This window comes from Roseicyclus sp. (assembly GCF_018402035.1).
GTDB lineage: Bacteria > Pseudomonadota > Alphaproteobacteria > Rhodobacterales > Rhodobacteraceae > Roseicyclus.
The window spans coordinates 81640-105309 of record NZ_JAGYJN010000003.1 but is presented as its reverse complement, the minus strand read 5'-3'; the positions used below and the strand labels follow the sequence as shown (position 1 = coordinate 105309).

General features: G+C 58.7%; 25 protein-coding genes. 12 read left to right on the top strand and 13 right to left on the bottom strand.

Annotated elements, in window-relative coordinates:
* Positions 1–19: 19 nt before the first annotated feature.
* A complete protein-coding gene (hrcA, locus tag KG698_RS06595) occupies positions 20–1096 on the bottom strand; it encodes a heat-inducible transcriptional repressor HrcA (protein ID WP_213684774.1) in 1077 nt (358 codons plus the stop codon).
* 85 nt (positions 1097–1181) lie between these two features.
* On the opposite strand from hrcA, the gene rph reads away from it, so the two are divergent.
* The 3 genes from rph to hemW are packed head-to-tail and all read left to right on the top strand — an operon-like array spanning position 1182 to position 3656.
* A complete protein-coding gene (gene rph, locus KG698_RS06590) occupies positions 1182–1895 on the top strand; it encodes a ribonuclease PH (protein WP_213684773.1) in 714 nt (237 codons plus the stop codon).
* Complete coding sequence (rdgB, locus tag KG698_RS06585; RefSeq protein ID WP_213684772.1) at positions 1895–2503, top strand: RdgB/HAM1 family non-canonical purine NTP pyrophosphatase; 609 nt, start codon at positions 1895–1897, stop codon at positions 2501–2503. The genes rph and rdgB overlap by 1 nt, the downstream gene beginning before the upstream one ends.
* The gene (hemW, locus tag KG698_RS06580) at positions 2499–3656 is read left to right on the top strand and encodes a radical SAM family heme chaperone HemW (protein ID WP_213684997.1); all 1158 of its coding nucleotides are present in this window, start codon (positions 2499–2501) and stop codon (positions 3654–3656) included. The genes rdgB and hemW overlap by 5 nt, the downstream gene beginning before the upstream one ends.
* A 42-nt stretch (positions 3657–3698) precedes the next feature.
* Here the strand turns inward: hemW and KG698_RS06575 are convergent, their stop codons facing one another.
* The 6 genes from KG698_RS06575 to rho are packed head-to-tail and all read right to left on the bottom strand — an operon-like array spanning position 3699 to position 10457.
* On the bottom strand, positions 3699–4598 hold the full coding sequence (locus KG698_RS06575) for a ParB/RepB/Spo0J family partition protein (RefSeq protein ID WP_213684771.1): 900 nt from the start codon (positions 4596–4598) through the stop codon (positions 3699–3701).
* A 14-nt stretch (positions 4599–4612) separates the two neighbouring features.
* Positions 4613–5398 (bottom strand): ParA family protein, encoded by a 786-nt coding sequence (locus tag KG698_RS06570; protein WP_213684770.1) that lies wholly within the window; start codon positions 5396–5398, stop codon positions 4613–4615.
* A complete protein-coding gene (rsmG, locus tag KG698_RS06565) occupies positions 5391–6017 on the bottom strand; it encodes a 16S rRNA (guanine(527)-N(7))-methyltransferase RsmG (RefSeq protein ID WP_213684769.1) in 627 nt (208 codons plus the stop codon). The genes KG698_RS06570 and rsmG overlap by 8 nt, the downstream gene beginning before the upstream one ends.
* Complete coding sequence (gene mnmG / locus KG698_RS06560) at positions 6014–7888, bottom strand: tRNA uridine-5-carboxymethylaminomethyl(34) synthesis enzyme MnmG (protein WP_213684768.1); 1875 nt, start codon at positions 7886–7888, stop codon at positions 6014–6016. Before mnmG ends, rsmG begins: the two co-directional genes overlap by 4 nt.
* Positions 7889–7891: 3 nt before the next feature.
* Positions 7892–9175: a tRNA uridine-5-carboxymethylaminomethyl(34) synthesis GTPase MnmE gene (mnmE, locus tag KG698_RS06555; RefSeq protein ID WP_213684767.1), complete on the bottom strand. Its 1284-nt coding sequence runs from the start codon at positions 9173–9175 to the stop codon at positions 7892–7894.
* A 10-nt stretch (positions 9176–9185) separates the two neighbouring features.
* A complete protein-coding gene (gene rho / locus KG698_RS06550) occupies positions 9186–10457 on the bottom strand; it encodes a transcription termination factor Rho (RefSeq protein ID WP_213684766.1) in 1272 nt (423 codons plus the stop codon).
* Positions 10458–10976: 519 nt separating this feature from the next.
* Between rho and KG698_RS06545 the strand changes: the two genes are divergently transcribed.
* The 4 genes from KG698_RS06545 to dnaQ are packed head-to-tail and all read left to right on the top strand — an operon-like array spanning position 10977 to position 13705.
* Positions 10977–11585 carry a nucleoside triphosphate pyrophosphatase gene (locus KG698_RS06545; RefSeq protein ID WP_213684765.1) on the top strand — a complete coding sequence of 203 codons (609 nt, stop codon included), beginning with the start codon at positions 10977–10979 and terminating at the stop codon, positions 11583–11585.
* Positions 11582–12418 carry a shikimate dehydrogenase gene (locus KG698_RS06540; RefSeq protein WP_213684764.1) on the top strand — a complete coding sequence of 279 codons (837 nt, stop codon included), beginning with the start codon at positions 11582–11584 and terminating at the stop codon, positions 12416–12418. Before KG698_RS06545 ends, KG698_RS06540 begins: the two co-directional genes overlap by 4 nt.
* The gene (gene coaE / locus KG698_RS06535) at positions 12415–13014 is read left to right on the top strand and encodes a dephospho-CoA kinase (protein ID WP_213684763.1); all 600 of its coding nucleotides are present in this window, start codon (positions 12415–12417) and stop codon (positions 13012–13014) included. The genes KG698_RS06540 and coaE overlap by 4 nt, the downstream gene beginning before the upstream one ends.
* On the top strand, positions 13007–13705 hold the full coding sequence (gene dnaQ, locus KG698_RS06530; protein WP_213684762.1) for a DNA polymerase III subunit epsilon: 699 nt from the start codon (positions 13007–13009) through the stop codon (positions 13703–13705). The genes coaE and dnaQ overlap by 8 nt, the downstream gene beginning before the upstream one ends.
* A 4-nt stretch (positions 13706–13709) precedes the next feature.
* Here the strand turns inward: dnaQ and secB are convergent, their stop codons facing one another.
* Positions 13710–14222, bottom strand: a complete 513-nt coding sequence (gene secB / locus KG698_RS06525; RefSeq protein ID WP_213684761.1) for a protein-export chaperone SecB — start codon at positions 14220–14222, stop codon at positions 13710–13712.
* Between the two features lie 69 nt (positions 14223–14291).
* Entirely contained in the window at positions 14292–14768 is a 477-nt protein-coding gene (locus KG698_RS06520) for an FxsA family protein (RefSeq protein WP_213684760.1), read from the bottom strand.
* Positions 14769–14897: 129 nt separating this feature from the next.
* On the opposite strand from KG698_RS06520, the gene KG698_RS06515 reads away from it, so the two are divergent.
* From KG698_RS06515 to KG698_RS06505, 3 genes are all read left to right on the top strand, one after another.
* Positions 14898–15557, top strand: a complete 660-nt coding sequence (locus KG698_RS06515) for a Tim44/TimA family putative adaptor protein (RefSeq protein ID WP_213684759.1) — start codon at positions 14898–14900, stop codon at positions 15555–15557.
* 66 nt (positions 15558–15623) lie between these two features.
* A complete protein-coding gene (locus KG698_RS06510; protein ID WP_300983085.1) occupies positions 15624–16592 on the top strand; it encodes a murein transglycosylase A in 969 nt (322 codons plus the stop codon).
* A 3-nt stretch (positions 16593–16595) separates the two neighbouring features.
* Positions 16596–17192 (top strand): Smr/MutS family protein, encoded by a 597-nt coding sequence (locus KG698_RS06505; RefSeq protein WP_213684757.1) that lies wholly within the window; start codon positions 16596–16598, stop codon positions 17190–17192.
* On the opposite strand, the gene hslU is transcribed toward KG698_RS06505, so the two are convergent.
* The 4 genes from hslU to crtD form a co-directional block, all read right to left on the bottom strand.
* Positions 17193–18500: an ATP-dependent protease ATPase subunit HslU gene (gene hslU / locus KG698_RS06500; protein WP_213684756.1), complete on the bottom strand. Its 1308-nt coding sequence runs from the start codon at positions 18498–18500 to the stop codon at positions 17193–17195. It lies immediately after the preceding gene.
* Positions 18497–19054: an ATP-dependent protease subunit HslV gene (gene hslV / locus KG698_RS06495; protein ID WP_213684755.1), complete on the bottom strand. Its 558-nt coding sequence runs from the start codon at positions 19052–19054 to the stop codon at positions 18497–18499. Before hslV ends, hslU begins: the two co-directional genes overlap by 4 nt.
* A gap of 72 nt (positions 19055–19126) precedes the next feature.
* Positions 19127–20002 (bottom strand): carotenoid 1,2-hydratase, encoded by an 876-nt coding sequence (crtC, locus tag KG698_RS06490; protein WP_367114058.1) that lies wholly within the window; start codon positions 20000–20002, stop codon positions 19127–19129.
* Positions 19957–21570, bottom strand: a complete 1614-nt coding sequence (gene crtD / locus KG698_RS06485) for a 1-hydroxycarotenoid 3,4-desaturase CrtD (RefSeq protein WP_213684754.1) — start codon at positions 21568–21570, stop codon at positions 19957–19959. Before crtD ends, crtC begins: the two co-directional genes overlap by 46 nt.
* A gap of 67 nt (positions 21571–21637) precedes the next feature.
* Here crtD and KG698_RS06480 point away from each other — a divergent pair, with 67 nt between their 5' ends.
* Positions 21638–22507: a polyprenyl synthetase family protein gene (locus KG698_RS06480; RefSeq protein WP_213684753.1), complete on the top strand. Its 870-nt coding sequence runs from the start codon at positions 21638–21640 to the stop codon at positions 22505–22507.
* A 4-nt stretch (positions 22508–22511) separates the two neighbouring features.
* A complete protein-coding gene (locus KG698_RS06475; RefSeq protein ID WP_213684752.1) occupies positions 22512–23651 on the top strand; it encodes a methyltransferase in 1140 nt (379 codons plus the stop codon).
* The last annotated feature ends 19 nt before the right edge of the window (positions 23652–23670 follow it).

The window sequence follows — 23670 nt, the reverse complement described above, 5'->3', positions numbered from 1 at the left end:
TTGTCTTTCTTTTCAGCGCTTAGCCGCGGTCGGCAATCAACTTGCCCACCAACTGCGCCGTGTAATCCACGATCGGAACGATGCGCCCGTAGTTGAGCCGCGTGGGCCCAATCACCCCCACGGCACCGACGATCTTCCGGTCCGCGTTCATATAGGGAGAGACGACCAAAGCGGAACCCGAAAGTGAGAAAAGCTTGTTCTCAGAGCCAATGAAAATGCGCACACCTTCGCCTGTTTCGGCCAATTCAAGAAAATCGGCAATATCGCGCTTGCGTTCGAGATCATCAAAGAGCTGGCGAATACGCTCTAACTCATCCGCCTCGGCGGCGTCAGCGAGGAGATTCGCCCTGCCACGGACAATCAAACGGCCCAGATCGTCACCGTCACCATCCCACACGGCGAGGCCAGCGGCGATCAGATGGGCGGCAATCTCGTCGATCTGGGCGCGGCGGCTATCAACCTCGGTCTGGATTTCGGCACGCAAGCTGCTGAGGGTGCGATCAGCCAAATGGGCGTTAAGGTAATTCGCCGCCTCGCGCATCGCGCTGGGCGTATGACCCGATGGCGGTTGAAACAGGCGGTTTTCGACATGGCCATCGGAATGGACCAGAACGACCAAGGCGCGGTCGGCAGAGAGTGAAACAAAATCGATATGCTTGATCGGCGCCTCGCGTTTCGGGGCCAAGACGACGCTGGCGCCATGGGTGGCTTGCGACAGGGCCGAACCAATCCGGTCAAGCGTGGCCGCAACATCATTGGTGTTCGAACCCACGGTTTCATCAAGGCTTTGCTTATCGCTCAGCGCGAGTTCCCCCACCTCGAGAAAGCCATCAAGGAACATGCGCAGGCCAAGCTGTGTGGGAATGCGGCCAGCCGAGATATGGGGGCTACCCAAAAGACCAAGAAACTCAAGATCTTGCATCACGTTACGCACGGTCGCCGCCGAGATTTGCTCAGTCAAGCTGCGCGTCAAGCTGCGCGAGCCGACGGGCACACCAGTTTCCAGATAGCCCTCGACCACGCGACGGAACACTTCGCGGGAGCGGTCATTCAGATCGCTAAGAGGCATATTTTGGTGCATGGTGCGGTCTGTCATCTTCATCAGCTGTTTGGGCATTCGGGGTTGCGCGGTGGTGCGTCAGCGGATTATGCCCCGCATCACGGATCATCAGGAGAAAGATATGCGTCCTTCCGGCCGAAACCTAGACGAAATGCGCGAAATCGTGATCGAGACCGATGTGACGCGGCATGCCGAAGGCTCGTGTCTGATCCGCTGTGGTGGCACACATGTCTTATGCACCGCGACATTGGAAGAGCGCGTGCCGCCCTTCTTGAAGAATACCGGTCTTGGCTGGGTTACGGCGGAATATGGCATGCTGCCGCGCGCCACCCATACCCGCATGCGCCGAGAGGCTGCAGCAGGCAAGCAATCGGGTCGCACGCAAGAGATTCAGCGATTGATCGGGCGTGCCTTGCGCGCCGGTGTTGATCGCTCGGCGCTGGGTGAGCGTCAGATCACCATCGATTGTGATGTGATCCAAGCCGATGGCGGAACGCGCTGTGCCGCGATCACTGGTGGATGGGTTGCGCTGCGCTTGGCGGTGAACAAGCTTTTGAAGGCTGGCGATATTACCAGCGACCCAATCACTGACCATATCGCGGCGGTGTCTTGCGGGATTTATGCGGGTCAAGCGGTGCTTGATCTGGATTATCTTGAGGACAGCGAGGCAGGCACTGATTCCAATTTCGTCATGATGGGCAGTGGTGCCTTGGTCGAGATCCAAGCCAGCGCGGAAGGGGCCGCGTTTTCACGCGCGCAATTTGACGATCTGTACCGGCTTGCATCACAGGGGATCAGCACACTGGTTGCAGCCCAAAAGGCGGCCGCTCGCTGATGCGGCGATTTACGGGGAAGCATCTTTTGATCGCGACGCATAATCGCGGGAAGCTGGAAGAGATGGTGGCCCTGCTTGCACCGTTTGGGATCACTGTCAGCTCGGCCGCCGATCATGATTTGCCGGAGCCCGATGAAACCGGGACCAGCTTTATCGAGAATGCACGGATTAAAGCGCATGCCGCGGCACAGGCCACCGGCCTTCCCTCGCTATCCGATGATAGTGGCATTGCAATTGATGCGCTGGGCGGCGCGCCGGGCGTTTTCACGGCGGATTGGGCTGAGACGCCAACTGGGCGTGATTTTGTGATGGCGATGGAAAAGACGCATAATCTTCTACAAGAAGTTGACGCGCCGCATCCCCGGACGGCCCAGTTTTGCTGTACACTTGTCCTCGCTTGGCCAGATGGGCACGATGAAGTGTTTGAGGGCGTGATGCCGGGGCGGGTTGCATGGCCCATGCGCGGTGATCAAGGGCATGGATATGACCCGATCTTTGTACCGGATGGGTTCGATGTGACCTTTGGCGAGATGGATCGTTGGGAGAAGAACCAGATAAGCCATCGCGCCCGGGCTGTTGAAAAGCTGAAACAGGCCATCGGTGATTGAGGATTGGGAACATGGCGGCTTTGGGCTTTATGTCCACTGGCCATTTTGTCAGGCCAAATGTCCCTATTGCGATTTCAACAGCCATGTGGCTATGCGCATCGATCAAACCCAGTGGTTGAATTGCTATCTTTCTGAGATAGCGCGCGTTTCACGTGAAACACAGGGCCGTCTTTTGACCAGCATCTTTTTTGGTGGCGGCACACCATCCTTGATGGACCCCGAGACAACTGCGGGCATTATTGCTGCGGCTAAGGCCGCTTGGCCAAGTGCGAATGATTTAGAGATCACCTTGGAAGCAAACCCGACATCAGCCGAGGCTGGGCGATTTGCTGGGTTTCGCGATGCTGGCGTCAATCGTGTCTCTGTCGGGCTGCAAGCGCTGCGCGACGAGGATTTGAAACGTTTGGGCCGTCTGCATTCCGCGGCAGAAGGGCGTAAAGCCTATGATTTGGCACGAACAATCTTTCCGCGCGTCAGCTTTGACCTGATCTATGCCCGTCAGTTCCAAAACTTGGATGATTGGCGGCAAGAGTTGACGGAGGCCGTAGGCTTTGCAGCCGATCACCTGTCCCTTTACCAGCTGACGATTGAGCCAGGGACGGCATTTGGTGATCGACATGCGCGCGGGCGGCTAGCTGGCCTGATCGATGATGATACAGGCGCTGATATGTATGATTTGACACAAGAAATCTGCAGCATTGCTGGGCTACCCGCATATGAGGTGTCGAACCATGCCAGTGACATGGGGCAATCACGCCACAACCTGATCTATTGGCGGGGCGGTGATTATGTCGGCATCGGACCGGGTGCGCATGGTCGTGTGACCTTACGCGGCACACGCTATGCAACAGAGGCCGAAATGTTGCCGCAAGCATGGCTAAAGCGTGTGCGCGAAGCAGGGTCAGGTGAGATTTTGCGGAGTTCGCTGACGCCGCGCGAACATGCTGAGGAGTACGCGATGATGTCCCTTCGGCTAGCGGAGGGACTAGATCGGCGACGCTTTGTAGCGTTGAACGGGGCGGATTTTCATGCTGGTACAATTACTCAGCTTGAGGATCTGGGGCTGATTACAGCATCGTCCGACTGTATAACTGCAACGCCGGCGGGGCGGCGTTTGCTAAACGGGCTGCTACGCAATCTTCTGGCAGGTTGAGCGAACGCGTTTCGCGTGCAATCGCGTTCAGTGCAACACGCTCTAGTTACCGCTCAACAGGCGGATGATGTCATCCAAGGCTTCTAAATCCTTATAGCGAATTGAAACGCGCCCCTCGCCACTTGGCTGGTGATCGATGCGAACCGTCATTCCTATGGCGGCGGTAAGGTCGCGCTCAAGGGCGACCGTGTCTGCATCTTTGTCGCCGACCCGTGCTTTGGGCTTGGAGGTGCGACCCGGGCGCGTTGCCTTGGCCCTTTCCTCGACTTCGCGGACCGACCACCCATTCGCAACCGCCTGGCGCGCGAGAAGAAGCTGATCGGGAGCGGTCAATAACGCCCGCGCATGGCCGGCACTGAGCTGGCCACCCCGCACAAAGGATTGGATATCTTCCGGAAGTGCGAGCAAGCGCATCATATTGGCGATATGACTACGGCTTTTTCCAAGCGCTTGGGCAACCTTTTCTTGGGTATGGCCGAAACGGTCAATGAGCTGACGATAGCCTAAAGCCTCTTCCATCGGATTGAGGTCGGCCCGCTGCACATTCTCAATTATGGCAACTTCCAGAACTTCGGTTTCGTCAAAGTCACGAACGATCACGGGAAGCTCGTGCAGCTGTGCTTGCTGCGCGGCACGCCAGCGCCTTTCCCCGGCAACGATCTGGAAGTCTTGCGGGTTTGCAGGATCAGGACGTACGATGAGGGGTTGAATTACGCCCTTCTCGCGGATGGATGCGGCAAGCTCAGCCAAAGCTGTTTCCGCGAAATGGCGTCGGGGTTGTTCAGGATTTGGGGTAATCCGGTCTATCGCGACGCGCCGTAACCCGCGCGCCGAATAGTCAACGAATTCAGCTGCGGCTGCTCCGGAAGACGGGATGTCGATATCAGCCATAAGGGCCGAGAGGCCGCGACCAAGACCTGTTCTCTCGCGTTTTTTGACCATGGGGCCTGCTCCGTTCATTTTTGTCCACGCGCCAAAAGCTCGGCTGCAAGATCTTGATAAGCTTGGCTTCCTTTGGAGGATGGATCATAAATCAAGGCTGGAAGCCCATAGGACGGCGCCTCGCTTAAGCGTACATTTCTAGGTATCCGCGTCTGAAACACCAATTCGCCCAATGTGGCGCGGGCGTCATCCTCGACCTGTTGGCTTAAGTTGTTACGTTGGTCGAACATAGTTAGGACGATGCCTTCGATCCGCAAATTCGGATTAGCGGTTTCGCGCACATCGCGGATCGTGAGCATGAGCTGTGAGAGACCTTCGAGTGCGAAGAACTCTGCTTGAAGGGGAACCAGAACAGCATCGCTTGCGACAAGCGCGTTGACCGTTAAAAGGCTGAGCGAGGGCGGGCTATCGATCAACACGTAATCATAGGCTGCAAGCGCGTTGCCAGCCAAAGCGTCTTTCAAAAGAAAAACACGGTTCTCTTGATCGCCTAGCGCAACGTCGGTTGAACTAAGGTCGGTGGTCGCGGGCGCGAGATGTAAGCCATCTGTCGCTGTTGGCCGTATGATCGCAGCGAGCGCAACCTCTTCATGTAGAAGTTCATATGTGGTCGTGCCACGATCCTTTGCCGACACGCCAAGACCAGTTGATGCATTCCCTTGAGGATCAAGGTCGATGATCAATACCCGCTGTCCAAGCGCGGCTAGCGCTGCACCAAGATTGATCGCGGTGGTAGTCTTTCCGACACCGCCCTTCTGATTTGTAATTGCGATTATCCGGGCACTGCGTTGCTCAAACATGACGTAACTCTTTGATCCTAAGCACAACTGCTGCTTCATCAGTGACACTGGGTATCATGTCATAAATGAATTGCCATGTCTGTTTCGCAGCCTCGCACTCTACATCATAGCGTGCACCTTTTTGAAACAGGCATATACCGCTTGTAGCAAGGTGAATACACGCCATGTCTAACAGAATTTGTAACGGCGCCAAAGCACGGGCAGATATGACATCTGCCCTGTGAGGGGGCAGATCAGCGATACGGCAACCATGGACCGCGACAGAAATCCCCATCTGCCGCGCCGCCTCGCGCAGGAACGCGGCCTTGCGTTGATCGGATTCGACCAATGCTATCTGCAGTGACGGATGATGATCATGCGCAATCGCCGCACAAACAAGGCCAGGGAAACCGCCGCCACTCCCCAGATCAAGCCATCGTGATGCATTTGCAGGGATGTACTGCACCAACTGGGCTGAATCCAGCATGTGGCGCGTCCACAAGGCTGGGATTGTACTTGGCGAAACAAGGTTAATCTTTGCCTGCCACTTGATCAGGAGCTTCGCAAAAATTGTCAGCCTTTCTAGTGTTTCACGTGAAACAATCGACGCAATGGTTGCCTTTGCCTCATCCTCTGTCATGCGCTGCGTCGTTCGTCTTGACGAATACGCGAGAGAATGAGCGCCAGCGCTGCAGGCGTCATGCCGTCGATCCGAGCAGCTTGAGCCACTGTGACAGGACGCACGCGCTGGAGTTTGCCCTTTAGCTCATTCGAAAGTCCACCGATATCGCTGTAGTCGATGTGAGATGGAATTTGCTGCGCCTCATCCCGCAGCATTGCCGACACATCACGCTGTTGGCGGGCGACATAGGTCTTGTAAAGCGCTTCAGTCGCCAACTGTTCCCGTGTGGCGGGTGTGCACTGCGAAAAGGCCGGAATAAGGACATCCATGTGCGCCAGATCAACGTCCGGAAATGCGAGCAAATCCATGCCACTGCGCCGCTGCCCATCCTGACTGATCGCGATACCCGCCTCTGCCGCTTCGCGCGGCGTAAACAATGATGCTTCCAAAAACCCACGCCCCAACGCAAGATCATCCATCTTTACAGCGAACCTTTGCTGACGTTCTTGCGTGATAAGGCCCAGGGCGCCAGCCATCTCCGTCAACCGCTGATCTGCGTTATCCGCACGTAGCGACAGCCGGTACTCGGCGCGAGACGTGAACATGCGGTAAGGTTCTGCAACGCCACGCGTGACCAAATCATCAATCATCACACCGATATAGGCCTGCGCACGGGACAAGATAACACTCCGGCTGTTGCGCGCGCGTAGCGCTGCGTTCAATCCCGCCATAAGCCCTTGCGCCGCTGCCTCTTCATAGCCGGTTGTGCCATTTATCTGACCAGCAAGGAAAAGACCCGGTATCGCGCGAAGTTGTAAGCTCGGATCAAGGTTCTGTGGGTCAACGAAATCATACTCAATCGCATAGCCGGGCTGCAAAATCTCAGCTTTCTCAAGACCGACGATAGAATGCACATACGAACGCTGAACATCTTCCGGCAGCGATGTTGAGATCCCGTTTGGATAAACAGTGTCACAATCTAATCCCTCAGGCTCAAGAAAGATCTGATGCGATGCCTTATCAGCAAAGCGGACGACCTTATCTTCAATCGACGGGCAATATCGCGGCCCGATGCCCTCGATATGCCCACCATACATCGCAGAACGAGAGAGGTTGTCATTTATGATGTCGTGAGTTTGTTGGTTTGTATACGTGATGCCACAAGCAATCTGGCGCACATGCGGCCGATCCGACAGAAAAGAAAACAGCGCGGGCTCATCATCCGCCTGCTGCATTTCCAGCTTTTCCCAAGCGATGGAAGATGCACGCAACCGTGGCGGCGTTCCCGTTTTCAACCGACCCAAAGGAAGATCGAGAGCGCGCAGGCGATCCGCCAGTCGTACGGATGGTCTATCGCCCATTCGCCCACCGGCAGTCTTTTGATCCCCAATATGGATAACCCCGTTCAAGAACGTGCCGGTCGTCAAAACAACACTACCCGCAGGAATAATTGCGCCATCTGAAAGCTCAACCCCCGCAATCCGACCATCTGCCAAGACGAGATCAGCCACCTCACCCTCGATGACTGTCAGGCCTTCTTGCGCTGCGAGGAAAAACTGTATGGCAGCTTTGTATAGCGCCCGATCCGATTGCGTCCGCGGGCCGCGCACAGCAGGGCCCTTGCGGCGATTAAGCAACCGAAACTGAATGCCGGACATATCGGCGGCCAACCCCATAATGCCGCCCATCGCATCAATCTCCCGCACAAGGTGGCCTTTACCAAGCCCACCAATCGCCGGGTTACAAGACATCACGCCGATGGTATCTTTCCGCATCGTCACCAAGGCCGTTATGGCGCCAGCACGCGCCGCTGCATGGGCGGCTTCCGCGCCGGCATGCCCACCACCGATGACAACGACGTCGAATGCATCATGTTTCACGTGAAACACCCTTCACTTGCCAATGCAGAACTGCGCGAAAATTTCGCCCAGAACGGCCTCTACATCTACCCGGCCAATCAACGAGTCAAGCGCACCGACTGCATCGCGCAGATGCAGCGCCAAAATCTCTGCCCCAACGCTGCCCTCGATAAAGCAAGATCTCCCAACCATCATCAACGCATGTGCCCTCTCAAGCGCCTGTCGATGCCGTTCATGAGACGCAAGTGTCGCACCCGATACCCGATCCATCAAAATGCGCGAGACATCAGCCAAAAGCTGATCAATGCCGTCCCCATTCACTGCAGAGATGCCTGAACCCGTCACATCGGATTTCGTCATATACCGTAGATCGACGGCGATACCGGGGTCAAAATCACCTTGCGCCTGCAACCCGTCGATCAGCAAAATGCGTAAGTCCGCGCCACTTGCACGGCTCCGTGCACGCGCAACACCGATGCGCTCTATGACGTCATCAGACTCCCGCAGCCCGGCGGTATCAAGAAAGGTGACCGGTAGCCCATTAAGATCGATGCGAACCTCCAAAACATCGCGTGTCGTCCCAGCAAACTCCGATGTTATCGCAATATCTCGACCCGCTATCTTATTGATAAGTGTCGATTTTCCAGCATTTGGTGGACCAATGATCGCCACCTCAAACCCACTACGAATCCGCTCTGCCGCTTGATATCCACCTAACTGCTCGGCGATCCGACTAATCACCTTATCGATTAAAGCACCCACCTCGGGCGATACATCCACCGGCACATCTTCATCCGCGAAGTCTATCGTCGCTTCAATCAAGGCCGTCGCCCGTACCAAATCATGACGGCACATATCTGCAAAACCACGCATCGCGCCCGAGAAAAGCTCTTGTGCTTGTCTGCGCTGCGCCTCCGTCTCAGCCGCGATGAGATCAGAAAGACCCTCCACCTGAGCCAAATCAAGATTGCCATTCAACAACGCGCGGCGTGTGAACTCACCAGCTTCGGCCATGCGCGCCAAACCTGTGCCAGAGATCGCCGCCTCGATAGCGCGGATCACCGCAATACTGCCATGCAGCTGCAGCTCAACAACATCCTCGCCCGTAAAACTACGAGGTTCATCAAACCGTAAAACCAATGCTTGGTCCAGAACCGCGCCAGTAGCATTGCGCAAAACCCGCAAGCCAGCTTGACCTGCCTGCGGTAAAGACCCGGCTAGCCCACTGCCAATCTCATGCGCAGCAGGCCCAGAGATACGGATAACAGCGACGCCCGATTTTCCCCGGGCTGTCGCCAGGGCAAAGATCGTATGCATCGCCTGCCCCTTACGCGTTCATCGAGTCGAAAAACTCAGAGTTACTCTTGGTCTGCTTCAACTTCGAGATAAGGAATTCGATCGCATCCGTCGTTCCCATTGGGTTCAAGATCCGCCGCAGGACATAGGTTTTTTGCAGATCGACCTTATCAACCAACAGATCTTCCTTCCGGGTACCGGATTTCAGAATATCCATCGCCGGGAAGACACGTTTGTCGGCAACCTTACGATCCAGAACCAACTCCGAGTTGCCAGTGCCCTTGAATTCTTCAAAGATCACTTCATCCATCCGGCTACCCGTATCGATCAACGCGGTCGCGATAATGGTCAGCGATCCACCTTCCTCGATATTCCGCGCAGCACCGAAAAAGCGTTTCGGCCGCTGCAAAGCATTCGCATCGACACCGCCTGTCAACACCTTGCCCGACGACGGCACGACCGTGTTGAACGCACGGCCAAGACGCGTGATCGAGTCGAGCAAAATGACAACATCGCGCTTATGCTCGACCAGTCGCTTGGCCTTTTCGATCACCATCTCAGCGACCGCAACGTGGCGCGTCGCGGGTTCATCGAAGGTAGAAGAGATCACCTCACCCTTCACACTGCGCTGCATGTCAGTCACTTCCTCGGGGCGCTCGTCGATCAACAAAACGATCAGGTAACACTCAGGGTGATTAACCTCGATCGAATGCGCGATATTCTGCAACAGCACCGTTTTCCCTGTGCGTGGCGGTGCGACGATCAAGGCCCGTTGGCCTTTGCCAATCGGGGCCACCAAATCGATGATCCGTGCCGAACGATCCTTGATCGTCGGATCTTCGATCTCCATCTTCAGCCGCTCATCAGGGTAAAGCGGCGTCAGGTTGTCAAAAGCTACCTTGTGCCGTGCACGATCAGGATCTTCAAAGTTGATCCGCTTTACCTTGACCAAGGCGAAATAACGCTCGGTTTCGCGCGGCGCATTCATCACACCTTCAACCGTATCACCGGTGCGCAAACTGTGCTGTCTGATCATATCAGGCGAGACATAAATATCGTCAGGACCAGGCAAATAGTTCGCTTCAGGCGACCGCAAGAACCCAAACCCATCTTGCAAAACTTCCAACACGCCGTCGCCCGAGATTTCCCAACCTTCCTCCGCGCGTTCGCGAAGGATCTCGAACATCATCTCGCCCTTGCGCATGGTCGAGGCGTTCTCAATCTCGAGCTCTTCCGCCATCGACAGAAGGTCTTTGGGCGATTTGACCTTAAGATCGGCCAGTTTCAACGTCATATCGGTCATGGAAATCCTACAGATGGATTGACCTTTCACGGTCAACACGCAGTCATGTCATTTGGAAAAGCGATCCCGAACGGGAACAAATCACCTGCTATGACCCATGGCATCGTCTGTCAAGCGATCCCGGCATGGTGATTTTCTAATTAAGAAATAAGATATTTAAGAAAAGATGTGGCTGTAGTGTTCCAGTTGGTAAGCCGCAGAAGCAGCTTTTCTGTCCTTTCTTCTCACAGCCATACACATGGCATGATCTGTTCACAAATCATCCACAGAACGCGCGTAGTTAATAAAAACACTTTAAAAACAAAGCTTTAATACTTTGAACAACCAATATTCAGGTGGATAGATCAGCCCATAACGCCGACGTCGTGCTCACTAAACATCTCGTGGCTGGATGGTTTATCACCGTGGACAAGTGCAGAGCGAAAGCACCGATATGGCCCCCATCATACGCTGTCGCAACTCTGTCGCATTCACCAACAAGATTGGCAGCCAGTTCTCACCTCGGTTATGCACAGCGTCATGGACAGAATTCTTTCACCCCAACCCAGTCTGACGCTTGCCTCGGCATCGATGATCCGCGCCCAAATGCTCAGCAACGCGGGCATCGCCCATCTTCGACAGCCGGTGCGAATCGATGAAGACACTATTCGCGACGCCCTAATCAGCGAGGGGGCGGCCCCGCGCGATATCGCCGATACCTTGGCCGAATTCAAAGCGCGCAAAGCAAGCGCACCTGGGCTTACCCTGGGATGCGACCAGATCTTGGCGCTGAAATCCACGATCTATTCTAAACCCCACGACCGGGCCGAGGCGCATCGCCACCTCTCCCAACTCTCGGGACAAACGCATCACCTCTACGCCGCTGCCGTCATCTATGAGGATGCGCAGCCTGTCTGGCGTCATGTCGGCGTGGCGCGCATGACGATGCACAAGCTAAGCGATGATGAAATCACCGCCTATCTTGATCAGGCTTGGCCAGCGGTCGCCACATCCGTTGGCGCCTATCAAGCCGAAGTCCTTGGCGCGCGTCTTTTTGCCCGGATCGAGGGGGATTGGTTCTCGGTTCTGGGGCTTCCCTTGCTCGAACTATGCTCTTATCTGCGTCTGCGAGGTTGGAGGTTCACATGACCCGTCCCGAAATCCCGTTGGCGGGTGTGATCGGTGATCCCATCGCGCATTCTCTTTCTCCAAGGCTGCATGGGCATTGGCTCAAGCGTTATGGGCTGAAAGGGCATTATGTGCCCCTGCATGTCACGCATCAAAACCTCGCCGATGTGCTGCGCATCATGCCCGAAATGGGCTTTGTCGGCGTCAATATCACCATCCCGCACAAGGAATTTGTCCTTTCGCTCGCGACGCAAGTCAGCGACCGCGCAGCACTCATTGGGGCCGCCAATACACTGACCTTTCTTGGCAATGGTCAGATCCAAGCTGATAACACTGACGGAATTGGTTTCTTATCGAATATCCGCCAAAATCTACCCGGCTGGACGGCGGCCACCGGGCCAGCCCTCGTTCTCGGTGCGGGCGGTGCGGCCAAGGCCATCGTCTCGGCGCTCATCAATGATGGCGCGCCAAAGGTCACGGTGGTCAACCGTACCAGACTGCGCGCCGACGCTTTGAAGGATCAGTTCGGCGCGCGCGTCGAAACCCAAGATTGGACCCGCATCCCCGATCTGGTTGGCGACGTCGCGCTGATCGTCAACACCACCTCACTGGGCATGGAGGGGCAATCCCCCCTCACCATCGATTTGTCGCGCCTTACCCCGCCCACGGTCGTGACCGATATCGTCTATAAACCGCTCGAGACTGAGCTTTTGGCGACAGCCCGCCAGATGGGCTGTGAAACCGTCGATGGTCTGGGCATGTTGCTGCATCAGGCCGTGCCGGGTTTTGAGCGCTGGTTTGGCTATACGCCGATGGTTGATGACGATCTCCGCGCGGCGGTTTTGGCCCCATGACCATCAAGCTTGGGCTTACCGGCTCGATCGGGATGGGTAAATCGACGACAGCGGCCATGTTTCGTGCGATGGGTATCCCGGTTTGGGATGCAGATGAAACCGTGCATCGGCTTTATGCGGGGGGCGGCACGGCGGTCGCACCTGTCGCCGCTCTCATCCCCGACGCCCTGCAAGGCGGCATGATCAACCGCGACGCTTTGAAACGCGCCATAGCGGCCGACGCGACCCTTTTGGACCGTCTGGAAAAAATCGTCCATCCGCTGGTCGCGCAAGACAGGGCCGCCTTCCTCGCGCGCCATGCTGACCAACCCCTTGTCGTCCTTGATATCCCGCTGTTGTTTGAGACCGGTGCCGATGCATGGCTTGATGCTGTCTTGGTCGTGACGACCGATCCCGAAACCCAAGCGGCCCGCGTCATGGCGCGGCCCGGCATGACCGATGCAGCTTTCGCTCAGATCCTCGCGCGTCAAATGCCCGATCCTGAGAAACGCGCCCGCGCCGATCATGTCATCGCGACAAAGACGCTGGAACAAACCCGCGCCGATGTGACAAAACTTATCGCGACACTGACGGGCAAAGGGGCCGATGATGCGTGAGATTGTCCTCGATACCGAAACCACCGGCCTTGATCCCTTTGACAAGCCCGCCCACCGCATTGTCGAGATCGGCGCGGTCGAGTTGTGGAACCAAGTTCCCACCGGCCAGACCTATCACCAATATATCCACCCCGAACGCGACATGCCGCCCGAGGCTTTCGCGGTTCATGGCATCAGCGAAGCCTTTTTGGCAGATAAGCCGCGTTTTGCTGATATCGCCCAAGCATTTCTTGCCTTTATCGGGGATGCGCGGCTGATCATCCATAATGCCAGCTTTGATATGCGCTTTCTCAATGCCGAGCTTTCCTGGGTCGGCCTGCCTGCGCTGCAAGATGACCGCGCGCTTGACACGCTCTTGATCGCGCGCCGGCGTTTTCCCGGCTCTCCCGCATCGCTTGATGCGCTTTGCCGCCGGTTCGGCATCGATAATGCGAACCGTACGCTGCATGGCGCCTTGCTTGATTCCGAGATTTTGGCAGAGGTTTATCTTGAACTGACCGGCGGGCGTCAGGCCGATTTCGGCTTGGGTGCCGATCAGGCACGCAATCGATCAAAAACTGTAGATGGCGCATGGCGCGCTCAGCCGCGCAGCAACCCATTGCCCTCGCGCCTGAGCGAGACAGAGCGCGCCACCCATGCCGCGATGATCGCGGAGCTGGGCGAGGGCGCGCTCTGGTTGAAAACCCGTTAACCGATCACGCGTCGGCTTTTTGCGCCATCGCGCGCTGGGCCAATTGCTGGCGGTAAAGCGCCAGAAAGTCGATGGTATCAAGCCCAAGCGGCGGATAGCCACCATCGCGCGTCACATCCGACACGATCCGGCGCACAAAGGGAAACAGCATCCGCGGACATTCGATCAGCAAGAACGGATGCATCTGTTCGGCGCTGACATGCTCGACCTTAAAAATGCCGCCATATTCCAGCTCGAGCAAAAAGATCGACTGCGGTGTTTCTTCGCGCGTCTTGCTTTCGATCTTCAGCTTCATGATCACATCATACTGATCTTCGGCTTCGCGCTTGCGCGCATCAAGTGCGACCTGCACCTGAATATCGGGCTGCACCTGCGCGCTGACCGACCTTTGCGCCGCGATATTCTCAAACGACATATCCCGCACAAACTGGCCAAGGATCTGCAATTTCGGCATCACTGGCTGTTCGGCGGTGCCAGCTGTGGCTTGGGGGGCGGAACTGCCATTGGTTTCGGACATATCTTTCTCTCCAATTTTCACATCGGCATCAGGATTTGCCCAATCGTCTAACAGCACAAGCCGCCAGCCTCAATGCTTCGTCCACTGGGATGGGGGGCCGTTGCGATCTGGGTTCTCGTCCACCGTATATTGCGCATCGATCACATCATCGCGCGGATCGCTTGGCCGTGTCGGGCCATTGCCCATCTGCATCGTCGTAAAGGTGACCCGCTTCGCCACCTCGCGCAAAAGCCAACTCCGCACCGCAGGCACCAAAAGCAAAAAGCCGACTGTGTCGGTGAAAAACCCCGGCGTCAGCAAGAGCGCGCCGGAAAATAAGATCATCGCCCCATGGGCCAAGGGTTCGGTCGGGTCGCGCAGGGTTTGAAAGCTATCGCGCAGGCGCGATAGGACCAAGGCGCCCTGTGACTTTACCAGCATCGTGCCCGCAACAGCCGTCAACACCACAATCGCCAAGGTCGCCCATAGGCCGATCAGCCCGCCGATCTGGATAAAAAGCGCAATCTCGACCAGCGGAACCAGAAGAAAGGCAAGAAAAAGCCACATGAATTGCTCTCCCAACGGGGCAAGCGCCGATTTGGCGCGGTCGAGGGTGATGGACTTGATACCACCCCTGACCTACATATGTGCATTGTAACGCCCAAGAGAACCCCGTTTGCCCAGCAAGGAGCTTTCATGAACTCGTCCCTTCTATCTTTGCTGGTCTTGGCGGGTATCGCAGTGTTTTTGATTCTGCGTCTGCGCAGTGTGCTTGGCACGCGCGAAGGCTATGAAAAACCGCCCGAGGTGGCAGAGCCCGCGCGCAAGGATCGCCGCCGCGATTTCGAAGTGATCGAAGGTGGCCCTGATCGCGATATTACCGACCATGTCGAAGATGGCTCTGACAGCGCCAAGGCGTTGAGCGCCATGAAGCAAGCCGAGCCAAGCTTTACCGTTGCCGAGTTCTTGCAAGGCGCGCGCGGCGCTTACGAGATGATCTTGATGGCTTTTGAAAACGGCGATGTAGAAGCGCTGCGCCCGTTTCTTGCGTCCGATGTGATGGAGACCTTCGCCTCCGTGATCGACGAACGCGAGGCGCAAGGCTTGTCGATCCAAGCCTCCTTTATCGGCATCCGGGAATTGGCACTTGACCGCGCACGCTTTGACCGCGCCACCGGTGTGGGCGAGATTACCGTGCGTTTCGTGGGCGAGTTGACCTCGGTCGTGCGCAACGCCGAAGGTCAGGTGGTCGAGGGTGACCCGAACGAGATCAAGCGCCAGCGCGATGTTTGGACTTTCGCCCGCCATATGGGGGCCAGCGATCCGAACTGGGAATTGGTCGCAACCGACGGATGACAGATGCGCGGGTTGGGTGCGGTCCTTGGCCTTGTTATGGCCATCTCTGCCTGGAGCAGCCCTTCAATGTCTGAAGAGACAATTGAGCTTTTGTCTTTTGCCGATCTCGACGGCTGGGCCACCGATGACCACGCCGCTGCCTTGGCCACGTTTCGCAATACCTGTGCCGATCTTGTCGGCCCGGATTGGCAACCCCTTTGCGCCTTGTCCCAGAATGCACGCGACGCACGCCGCTTTTTCGAGATGTTCTTTCGCCCGGTTCTGATCGGCGGGGCCGCACCGGCGCTGTTCACCGGCTATTTTGAGCCGCAACTTGATGGCGCGCGCACACCCAGTATGCGCTTTCGCTATCCCGTCTATCGCACACCGCCCGAGGCCGTCGATGGCCGCTGGGTCACCCGCCGCGAGATCGAAGAGGGCCGCTTGCTGGAAGGTCGCGGGCTAGAGATCGCTTGGGTCGATGATGCGGTTGAGCTGTTTTTTCTGCAAATACAAGGCTCTGGCCGGATCAAGCTGCAAGATGGGTCAATCATCCGCGTTGGGTATGGTGGCAGGAATGGCCAGCCCTATCGCTCCATCGGGCAAGAGCTGGTGCGCCGGGGCATCTTCACCCAACATCAGGTTTCGGCGCAGGTGATCCGCAACTGGGTGCGTCGCAACCCGGCGGCGGGGCGCGAGCTACTTTATCACAACCCATCCTATATCTTTTTCCGCGAGGTCGATTTGCCCGATCCCGATCTTGGGCCTTTGGGGGCGATGAACCGCTCGATCACGCCGATGCGCTCTATCGCGGTCGATCCGGAACATACGCCCTTGGGCGCACCTGTCTGGATCGAAAAAGCAGGTGCAGACCCGATCAGGCGATTGATGGTGGCGCAAGATACAGGCGGCGCTATTCGTGGGGCGCAGCGCGCCGATATCTTCTATGGCTTTGGTGATCAGGCAGGTCTCGCCGCCGGCGAGATACGCGATCCGGGCCGGATGGTCGTTTTGCTCCCGATTGAATTGGCCCATCAACGCGCGCCGGATCGCTGAGCGATGGCGCGTCAGGGCAAGCGCGGGCTAAGCGCGGAAGAACGCCATCTGTGGGAAAAGGTCGCAAAAAGCACGACGCCGCTTGATCCGCCCGCGCGCAACCTTTCGCTGCCCGAGATCGAGGGGCCAAAACCTGCCCCCACCGTCCCGCGCGAAAGGATTTCCGCCTTTCGCATCGGCGAAAAGGCCCGCCACAAGCCCCATCCACCGCAACCCAGCACCGATCTATCCACCCGTTTGGCACAAGCGCCCGTGCGGATGGATCATGGCGCCTATCGCAAGCTGGTGCGCGGCAAGCTTAAACCCGATGCGCGGATCGATCTGCATGGCATGACCATCGCGCAGGCCCATCCCGCACTGATCCGCTTTGTCTTTTCCGCCTATGATCGGGGTGATCGTCTTGTTCTTGTGATTACCGGCAAGGGCAAAGAGCGCGATAGCGACACGCCCATCCCGATCAAGGTCGGGATTTTGCGCCACCAAGTGCCGTCTTGGCTGCATGCCCCACCGCTGGGCGCGTTGGTCCTCGATATCCGCGAAGCGCACCAGCGCCATGGCGGCGGCGGGGCTTATTACGTATATCTCAAGCGTCCGCGCTGATCACAAAACATAGCGCGACAGATCGATGTCGCGGGTCAACTCACCCAGATTTGCCTCGACAAACGCGGCATCGACAATGATCGCCTCGCCGCCGCGATCAGGGGCGGTAAAGCTCAGCTCTTCGAACACACGCTCCATCACGGTGTAAAGCCGCCGCGCGCCGATGTTCTCGATGCTCTCATTCACCTCGGCCGCGATACGGGCCAAGGCGGCGATCCCGTCTTGGGTAAAGCTGACCTCGACCGCCTCGGTCGCCATCAGCGCGGTATATTGCCGGGTGAGCGCATTGTCGGTCTCGGTCAGGATGCGGACAAAATCATCCTCGGTCAGCGGGCGAAGGTTCACCCGGATCGGCAAGCGCCCCTGCAATTCGGGCAATAGGTCCGATGGCTTGGCGATATGAAAAGCACCGCTGGCGATGAACAAGATATGGTCGGTTTTCACCGGGCCATGCTTGGTCGAAACGGTCGTGCCTTCGATCAGGGGCAAAAGATCGCGCTGCACCCCCTCGCGGCTGACATCACCGCCGCGCATATCTTGGCGGCTGGCGACCTTGTCGATCTCGTCGATGAAGACGATGCCATTTTGCTCGACCGCGCGCAGCGCCTCGCGGGTCACCATCTCGCTGTCGAGAAGCTTGTCAGCTTCTTCCTCGATCAGTGCCTCGTAGCTGGCGGCAACGGTCATGCGGCGCTTGATCTTGCGCCCGCCAAAGGCTTTGCCAAAAAGATCGCCCAAATTCATCATCCCGCCGCCCATCCCCGGCTGGCCGGGGATCTCGAAGCCGCCCATCGGGTTCGCGGTATCAGTCAATTCCAACTCGATAATAGTGCTGTCCAACTCTCCCGAGCGCAGCTTGCGCCGGAACATGTCGCGGGTTTGATCGCGCGCGCCGTCACCGGCCAGCGCCGCGATCACACGCTCTTCGGCGGCGGCATGGGCTTTGGCGCGCACCTCGTCGCGCATATGCTCGCGCACCATGATCAGGGCCGCATCGACCAGATCGCGGATGATTTGTTCCACATCGCGTCCGACATAGCCCACTTCGGTGTATTTCGTCGCCTCGACCTTGATAAAGGGCGCGCGGGCAAGTTTCGCTAGGCGGCGGCTGATCTCGGTCTTTCCGACACCGGTGGGGCCGATCATCAGGATGTTCTTTGGATAAACCTCATCGCGCAGGTCATCGCCCAACTGCTTGCGCCGCCAGCGGTTGCGCAGCGCAACGGCAACGGCGCGCTTGGCGTCTTTCTGGCCGATGATAAAGCGGTCAAGCTCGGACACGATCTCGCGTGGGGTCAGGTCGCTCATCTCGAAATCCGCTCCACCGTCAGGTTGCCATTGGTATAGACACAGATATCGGCCGCGATCGCCATGGCGCGGCGCGCGATGGTTTCGGCGTCATGCTCGCCGTCGATCAACGCCCGCGCGGCGGCCAGCGCATACATGCCGCCCGATCCGATGGCGGCAATTCCATGTTCGGGTTCCAGCACATCGCCCGCGCCGGTAATCACATAAAGCTCGCGCCCGTCCGTCACGATCAGCATCGCCTCGAGTTTCTGGAGGTGTTTATCCGTGCGCCAATCCTTGGCCAATTCGACGCTGGCGCGCTGCAATTGGCCCGGTGTTGCCTCCAGTTTCTTTTCAAGCCGTTCTAGAAGGGTAAAGGCATCGGCGGTTGATCCGGCAAAACCCGCCACCACCGCGTGGCCACCGGGTGACAGGCGGCGCACCTTGCGCGCGCTGCCCTTGATCACGGTCTGGCCAAGGCTGACCTGCCCATCGCCCGCGATCACCACCTCGTCGCCCTTGCGCACGCCGATGATCGTCGTGCCGTGCCAGCCGGGAAAATTGCTGTCTGCCATAGGGCCTCCGCTTGCTTTGCGCGTCTTTATGGCGGCTCGCGCGCCCTGCCGCAACAGCCGGTAGGCCGGGCTTCAGCCCGGCATTCCCGGCCAGCTGCGGCGGCGCGGCACCCGCACGGCCAGCATCGGCATCAGCCATGGTCCACGAAACCGGTCAAGGTCGAGCGCTTCGAACACGCCGACTGTTTCTTCACCGTTGATCTGCGTCTGCACGGCGGCACGGTTGTAAAATGGCGCATCAAGCATCGCTTTGACCTGTCGCGGCTGATATCCCGCATCGGCGCGGGTTTCACGGCGCACCATCCAGCCGGGGCGTTTGAGCTTGGCCTTGGGCGGCATGGCAATCGCGCGGGGCGTGCCATCCTCGGCAAAGCCAATCGCGGCGGCAAGTTCCGACCCGTCGCGGCGCTGGGCGTCATAGAAACAGGCCGCGCCATCGCGCAGCGGAAAACGCCCCCATGTCCAATAGCTAAAATCAGCCTCAAGCGCGCGGGTGCCGAAATTGGCGTCGAAATAGCCATGCCCCGTCCAGTTCCAGCCGGGGCGGTTCAGCCGCACCTCGATGCTGGCCTTGGGTGCAAAGGGTCGCCAGATATGCGCGCCATCGGGGGTCAGCGCCATCTCCACTTGGGTTAGCGCGGCTGGGCGGATGATCACCTCGCCCGTCACCATTTGGGCGTGCGGGGTCGACATCTCGGCAATCTCGATGCGCAGATGATCGCCCGCCCAGACCATCGCCGATGGTCCAATCTGCAGCCGGTCGCGCGATAGGCCAAGGGCCGCTTCCCCGCGGTCCGTCATTGTCCAGCGCCCGCCTTGCCCATAGGTCACGACATTCAAGCAGCAGTGATCGGCGGGGTTCTTACGGCCCGACCAGCGATACCAAGGCGAGAAAACAGACCCTATGAAGCCGATGATGGAGATCGCGCGCTGCCCGTCATCGCTGATCCCGTCGACATACCACCATGCGTAGCCGTCTTGCGGGACATCGAGATCGAAGCAAGGTCGCTCAAGATCGCCGCGGCCGCGTGCTTGCCGGAGAGGCAGGCCATCGGAATCCCCGCCCCCGGATGCGCCCCGCCCCCCGCCAGATAAAGACCCTTGATCGCCGTGCGCGCCGTCGGGCGCTGAAAGCTGGCCATCATCCCATGTGGGCTCAGCCCGTAAAGGGAACCGTCCGACGCTGGAAAGTCCCTGTCGAAATCCCCCGGCATGTGCAGCGCGCTGACCTGTGGGGTGGGCGAGAACCGCAGGCCCATCTGGGAAAGCGTCTCGAATGTGCGTGTTCGACATGTATATGCATCCTCCGGGGTCGAGGGGTGACCGGGCGGGCCGTTCAAAATGATCTCAAAGCGCTCTGCGCCTGTCGGTGCGTCGCCACCGCGATCTTGGGCGCAGACGTAAAGCGTGCCGTCGCTGGGCATACGACCGGCGGCAAGATCACGGAATTCTTGGGCTGGATTGTCACAGAAAAAGACATTGTGGTGGGCCAGCTCAACCCCCACGGGTTCGGCGGCAAAGCCCCAGACAAAGGCCGATAGGCTGCGCGCGGCCACCGCTTTACGCGGCACGGCGCGGCTGGGGCCGGTGCCAAGATGCCCATCGACTAGCGCCTTGGGATCGCCGTTGAACACCACCAGATCGGCCGCCAGTCGGGTGCCATCGTCGAGATGCACGGCGATCACGCGGCCATCTTGCTGTTCGATCCGCATCGCACGCGTGCCAAGGCGAAAGGCCGCGCCCTTGGCCGTGGCCAAATCCTGCATCGCTAGCGCCAGCTTGTGCATGCCGCCCTGAACGCGCCAGACGCCGCTTGCCTCGGATTGCCAGATTAGGCCAAGCACCGCTGGGCTGTCATAGGGTGAGCCGCCGACATAGGTGGCGTAGCGCCCGAAAAGCTGGCGCAGGCGCGGATCGCTAAATTGCCGCGCAAGGCTGGCGGCAAGGCTAAAGCCCGGCGCCATCGCGGGAATGATCGCCGGGTTTTTCAACACATGCGCCACAAGCCCCGCAAGCCGGGGGCTGGGCGCGTGCATGATTGGCCCCTCGAAAGCGGCGTAAAGCCGGGCGGCGCGGTCGCAAAAGCGTGTGAATTGCCGCGCCGCGCTTGCACCGGCAAATGCACCAATCGCGTTCGCATTGCGCGCCGGATCGCTGTGCAGATCCAGAACCGATCCATCGCGCCAAAAATGTCGCGCCAAGACCGTCTCGGGGATCAAGCTGACATGATCAGATAGCCGCGCGCCGACATCGGCAAAAAGTGTCTCGAACACGCCTTTTAGGGTCATCACGGTTGGCCCGATATCGACTGGTCCCGCGACACTGTCGCGGGTGCGCATCTTGCCGCCTACGGTGGGTGCTGCATCGATGACCGTGACCGCAAGACCCGCATGCGCAAGCCGCAGCGCCGCCGCAAGGCCACCGATACCGGCGCCAATCACGACTGCACGGTTAGGCGCGTCTTGCACGGGGCTTTCCTCCTCAACTGTCAATTCATGTTGACAGTTTGCGGGCATTTGTCCACCCTGATTTACACATGGGCTGTCAGACCGGGCAGATTCCCAATGATCAGAGAGGCCGCGCATGTCGTTGAAACCCCGGATCGAAGCCGCGATTTCCAGTGCAATTCGATTGGGCCAAGTGGGTAGCCCGCCGCCAAAACTGGCCGCTGCCCTTGATTATGCGGTAAACCCCGGTGGTGCGCGCATCAGGCCAACAATCTGTATGTCGGTATCGCTGGCCTGTGGCGATGATCAGCCTGCCATGGCCAATGCGGCGGCCACGGCGATTGAGTTGATCCATTGCGCCAGCCTTGTGCATGACGACATGCCTTGCTTCGACAATGCCGACACGCGGCGCGGCAAACCCTCGGTGCATCGCGCCTATGGCGAGCCCTTGGCGCTTTTGACAGGTGATTCGCTGATCATCATGGCGTTTGAGGTGCTGACCCGCGCGGCCGAGGCCGACCCGAAACGTGGCCTTCGGCTGTTGCGCATCTTGGGCGAGACCAGCGGCATGCCCGGCGGTATCTGCGCCGGCCAAGGTTGGGAGAGCGAGGCGAAGATCGATCTATCCGCCTATCACCGCGCCAAGACCGGCGCGCTTTTCGTAGCGGCCACCCGCATGGGTGCGGCGGCAGCAGGCGAAGACCCCGAGGCATGGACAGAACTTGGCGCGCGCATCGGTGAGGCGTTTCAGGTCGCCGATGATCTGCGCGATGCGCTGTATGACGAGGTGACGCTGGGCAAGCCCGCCCATCAAGATGAGATCAATGGCCGCCCCAATGCCGTCGCCGCCCTTGGCGTGCGCGGTGCGATCCGGCGGTTGGAGGATATCTTGTCCGGTGCCATTTCCTCGATCCCCTCCTGCGCGGGTGAGGCGGCCTTGGCGGCCTTGGTACGCAAGACCGCCGAGCGGTTGACGCCTGTGCTTCCTGCAAACCAGATGATTTAAGCCGATGTCGGTGGCTGACCCCATGCAAGATGACCGTCCGCGCCTGCGCGACCGGCTTTATGCTTGGCGCACCGCGCTGTTGCGTTCAGACCGGTTTCAGCGCTGGGCCGCACGCACACCGATTGCCGCGCGTGTCGCGCGCAAAGATGGCGAGGCCTTGTTCGATCTGGTCGCGGGGTTTTTGCATAGCCAGGTGTTGATGGCCTTTGTCGCCTTGGATTTGGCTGATCACCTGTCTGATCGTCCGCGCAGTGTTGAGGCCTTGGCCCTTCGGGTTGGTGTCGCCCCTGATCGGTTACGCGTGTTGTGCCAAGCGGCCAGCGCGCTGGGCCTGATGCAACGCACAAGCGATGGGCGCTATGGTCTGGGGCGTCTGGGTGCGGCACTTCCGGGCATTCCCGGCTTGGCGCAGATGATCCGCCACCATGATGTGCTTTATCGCGACATGGCCGACCCCGTCGCCTTTTTCCGCGATGCGCCTGCAACGGAATTGGCCGCTTTCTGGCCCTATGTCTTTGGCGCGACCGGCCAGATCGACCCCGAGACCGCCGCCACCTATTCGCAGCTCATGGCCGATAGCCAAACCCTTGTCGCGCAAGAGGCGTTAGGCGTGATCGATCTTGGCGGTGTGACGCGGCTTTTGGATGTGGGCGGGGGGACGGGTGCGTTCCTAACGGCGGTGGGGCGCGCATATCCCGATCTTGCGTTGCATCTGTTCGACCTGCCGCAAGTGATCGCGCCCGCGACAGCGCGGTTCAACGATGCAGGATTCGCCCATCGCGTCACGATCACAGGCGGCAGTTTTCGCACCGATACGCTGCCCGGTGGTGCCGATGCGATCAGCCTGATCCGGGTTCTCTACGACCATTCCGACGATACGGTGCGCATGCTTTTGGCCAAGGCGCATGCGGCACTTCCGGCCGGTGGGCGGATCATCATCAGTGAGCCGATGTCGGGCGGTGTGCATCCCAATCGGGCGGGGGATGCTTACTTTGGGCTTTATTGCCTTGCCATGGGAACAGGGCGCGCGCGCAGCGCCGCTGAGATTTCCGGGCATCTTCAGGCGGCGGGGTTTGGCGATATTTCCATGCCCAGAACGGCCCGTCCCTTCATCACCTCCGTGGTGCAAGCGCGTAAAGCGTAAAGAAAACCTGACACATGTG